Origin of the sequence: Leekyejoonella antrihumi, assembly GCF_007845645.1 — a bacterium.
In the GTDB taxonomy this organism is placed as follows: domain Bacteria; phylum Actinomycetota; class Actinomycetes; order Actinomycetales; family Dermatophilaceae; genus Leekyejoonella; species Leekyejoonella antrihumi.
The window spans coordinates 1-3,689 of record NZ_VCQV01000094.1 but is presented as its reverse complement, the minus strand read 5'-3'; the positions used below and the strand labels follow the sequence as shown (position 1 = coordinate 3,689).

Annotated in this window: 4 protein-coding genes and 2 pseudogenes; 2 read left to right on the top strand and 4 right to left on the bottom strand. The window is 61.2% G+C overall.

Features of this window, described 5'->3' with window-relative positions; all coding sequences use genetic code 11:
- The first annotated feature begins 525 nt into the window (after positions 1–525).
- Complete coding sequence (locus FGL98_RS24740) at positions 526–1,167, top strand: HAD family hydrolase (RefSeq protein ID WP_146321499.1); 642 nt, start codon at positions 526–528, stop codon at positions 1,165–1,167.
- A 40-nt stretch (positions 1,168–1,207) separates the two neighbouring features.
- Here the strand turns inward: FGL98_RS24740 and FGL98_RS24735 are convergent, their stop codons facing one another.
- Positions 1,208–1,699, bottom strand: a complete 492-nt coding sequence (locus FGL98_RS24735; protein ID WP_146321497.1) for a GNAT family N-acetyltransferase — start codon at positions 1,697–1,699, stop codon at positions 1,208–1,210.
- 91 nt (positions 1,700–1,790) lie between these two features.
- Positions 1,791–1,961: pseudogene (locus FGL98_RS24730) on the bottom strand (ClpX C4-type zinc finger protein); the annotation flags it as partial.
- Positions 1,962–2,158: 197 nt separating this feature from the next.
- Here FGL98_RS24730 and FGL98_RS24725 point away from each other — a divergent pair.
- Entirely contained in the window at positions 2,159–2,920 is a 762-nt protein-coding gene (locus FGL98_RS24725; RefSeq protein WP_146321495.1) for a hypothetical protein, read from the top strand.
- A 97-nt stretch (positions 2,921–3,017) separates the two neighbouring features.
- Here FGL98_RS24725 and FGL98_RS26850 read toward each other — a convergent pair whose 3' ends face one another.
- Together FGL98_RS26850 and FGL98_RS26605 are read right to left on the bottom strand one after the other, a co-directional pair.
- Complete coding sequence (locus tag FGL98_RS26850) at positions 3,018–3,152, bottom strand: hypothetical protein (RefSeq protein WP_281289218.1); 135 nt, start codon at positions 3,150–3,152, stop codon at positions 3,018–3,020.
- Between the two features lie 298 nt (positions 3,153–3,450).
- Positions 3,451–3,689, bottom strand: a pseudogene (locus tag FGL98_RS26605) (ATP-binding protein); the annotation flags it as partial.

Here is a 3,689-nt window from a genome sequence, read left to right as displayed (position 1 = left end):
AACTGATTCATGTACTCATTATCCCAGGTTCAAGGCATCAAAGCGCGGGACACGCGCAGGGAAATCCCCTACATCACAATGGAATCCGACCCAGCCGAGACGCTACGTGTCCAGACCCCTGGGCCCAGAACCCGTACAGGCTGCGAGCAAAACCGCAAGCATCCCAGAGCCCATCAACCCGCCCCACTGAACTCGACCCATGGCGTACGCACCGTCCCGATAGCGCTCTTGCCTTTCCGCGACGCTACCCCTACCCGGGCATTCGTGCACCACCAACGACTCTCTCGGGTGGCTGGCCCAAACAGTCCGTGACCGTACACCGATCCTCACTGGCTATCGGCGACGCATCCCTGGGGTTGTTCCGTACGAGACACCCCTGCGGGACGGGAGGACATCATCCGCCGGTCGCCGCCGCGGTCGTTCGTCTCGTCGCCGGTGAGCGTTGAGCAACTGGGACGTGCGGATCAGGCGATGAGCCGACGTTGCTGAGATCGGCAATGGCTCCCGTGGTGACAGGATTCGGTAATGAAGTCATTCGTCCTCTTTGACCACGACGGCGTCCTGGTGGACACGGAGCAGTGGTACTACCTCGCAGGTAAGCACGCACTGGCGGAAGTCGGTCTGGACCTCGACAAAGAGCAGTACCTACGGGACATGACTGCCGGGGCGGGTACCTGGACCCAAGCCATCAACGCGGGCGTCGACGACATCACCCTCGCGCGACTCAAGGAACGGCGCAATGAGCGCTACCGGCAGTACCTATGCACAGAGTCCATCGAGATCGCCGGTGTCCAGGACGCCCTGGCGGCCATGGCAGGACACGTGCGGATGGCAATCGTCACGACGTCGAAACGCGCTGACTTCGAGCTGATCCACCGCAGTCGTCATCTCACGAAATTCATGGACTTCGTGCTCGTTCGCGAGGATTATGAGCACTCCAAGCCCGACCCAGAGCCTTACCTGACCGGGTTGCGGCGATTCGGTGCCACGGCCGGAGAGACCCTTGTTGTCGAGGACTCCGCCCGGGGGCTGGCCTCGGCGGTAGCAGCAGGCATCGAATGCGCCGTCGTCCGCAATGGGTTCACCGCACGCCAAGACTTCTCGACTGCCCGATTCCGGATCGACAACCTCGCGCAACTCACGCACATCGTGCTCGGCACCGGTTGATCAGCCGCAGTCGCCGCTTGCAAGGTATCCCGTCTGGTGCTCACTGATGCAGCAGATAGATCAGTCTCCCTTTGCCGTCGTTCTCTATGTGGTGGCGCTGGAAACCAGATCGGCCGAGGGCAGCGAGGGAGGCGTGGTTATGCGGTCGGGCAGTGGCCCACACGACGGGGAAGCCGGCGCGGTGGGCCTCAGCGACGACCGCCGTCCCGGCGCTCGTCGCGTAGCCGTGCCCCTGGTGGGCGTGGGCGATCTCGAAGCCGAGCTCGGGCTCGGCGCCGGTGCGTCCGATGAACAGGCCGCAGTTGCCGATGAGGTCGCCCGTGGGAAGTCGAACCGCGTACCAGACGACCCCATGCTCCTTGCGTCGCTGGGCCCGGTTCTTGATCCAAGACCGGGTCTGTTCGATGTCGGTGAAGGGGCCGTCGCCGATCGTGTGAGTCAGTGGGTCGGAGAAGATTGCGTGCAGCGCCTCAACATCGTCCATGTCGAAGGGACGGAGGGTGAGGGCTCGCGCTCGGAGATTCTCCTTCATTCGCGGTAGCTCCGAGATCACGGACCCGATCCTAACGATGAGACCGCGAGGTACCTTCCCTTTCGGTCGCACCCGTACGCACGCGTTACTCGTCGAGCAGTTCCTCTTCGAGGATTTCGTCGCACAGGCGTACGCACTCGTTGCAGATGAAGACGCCCTTCGGTCCCGCGATCAGCTTGTCCACGGCATTCTTGTTCTTCCCGCAGAAGGAGCAGCGTAGGGAGTCGGCGCCTCGCCGCACGGCGTGCGCATGCTTGGGCATATCACCAGGGTAGGTCAGCAGCGCCGGATGCGCCGCGAGCGGATCGTTGATGGACACCCTGTGTGGGGTATCCGGCTCACATGTCACGATGCCGTGGTGAGCGCGCCGATCGTGGAGGTGACTCTGTCAACCTCAGTCGGCCCCGTCATGGCGGTCTGATGTGGCCCCGCCCGGGCACGGGCGAGGTATCATCACGCATGGGGCGTTTTGGGGGTCACCGGAGTATCGCCGCTCTCACGAGCGTTCTTCTCATCGCGGCTCTGAGTCTGGTGGCCGCTCCACGCGCGGCGGCTGAGGCGTGCGACGCACGGAATAACCTCCAGACCGGCTGGGCAAGCAATTTCTGGAACGGCACAGAACCGCGTTCGTATGAGGGAGTCAGTGCGGTAATACTCGACCGCGGCGGCTACGTACTATGCAGTACGGACACCAACGGTGGTTGGAATTTCTCGACCACCTGGACGATGATCGTTTCCAATAACCTCAACGGATACGCACAGTCGGGGACAATGTACCGGTTTGGCTATGGCACTTGTGTGAAGCGCTGGGCGGAACAGAATAGTGGCAGTTCTTGGGCGGACTATTACATCAGCGGGTGTTCGAATGTTGGAGAAAGCCACAAGTACTGGCAATCGCCCTATTACACCGGTAGCGCCTGGACTATGCGAAGCAACATCGACACGACGCTGATTCATCAGTCCACCTTCGATCCGTTCGCGGTGTGGACTCGACCATTCTACGTGCAATACAGTGCCGAAACGTACCACTCGGAAAGTCATATCCCAGGCACGTCAACTGCAAAACAAGACTTCTCCTCGATGTTGATTCAGGACTTTTACAACAACGGCTGGTATGGCAGCTGTTCGAATGTCTACCTCGGCTCTTACAACGGGAATCCAAGTCGCTGGGGAGTCGACGCCCCAGCCTGCAACCACGTGAGGATGTGGACGGCACGATGAACATCCAGGTGCGGTCCACGGTGCTGACAAGCCTCGCGGCGCTCGGGCTGGCAACTATCGTGTCCTGCGGTTCGGCAAAGGTTGGAACTGGTGATACTCAGTCGGCCACTACGCCGAACGCGGTGCCGCTAACCCACACCGTGGCATACGACAACGCCGGGATCACGTTGACGCCGCCGGCGGTCGGCCAGGTGGCGAAGGCCTCGGTGGGTACGGCACTTGAGGCGTGCACGACTGGCGAGGCTGTGTGCCCGACGAACTTGTCGCCGACCGCGGTATTCGCGATCGCAAACTCAACCGTGACTGGCGAAATTCAGTCTGACGGTTCGGTGGTTCCGACGTTTAAAGATCGCCCGGTGTATGTATTCACGTGGCTCGGTCAGCCGTGCGTCCGCGCGGGCGTTCCAGCCGGTGCGTCTTCGCCACCGGCAGAGACTTGTACATACATAGTATTCTCTGATGCAGCGACTGGGCAGAACCTATATTCCATTGTGAGCCCAAATCCTTGATTGATTGTTCTCGATTCGATCCTAGATTTCCCCGAGATCGCCTGTTCCAGCACTGGTGCTGTGGGCGAGGCGGTAGGAACGGGTGCCGGTTTCGATGATGGTGCCGTGGTAGGTGAGGCGGTCGATGATCGCCGCGGTTCTTTTGGGGTGGAACGCAAACCTGCTGGTGGCGCGAGGTTTGGTGTGTGCTGGACGTCGTTCACTCTGCTTCTCATGAGGGGCGTCATGCGCGTTGAGTGACATTGTTCGACGTGTCGGCG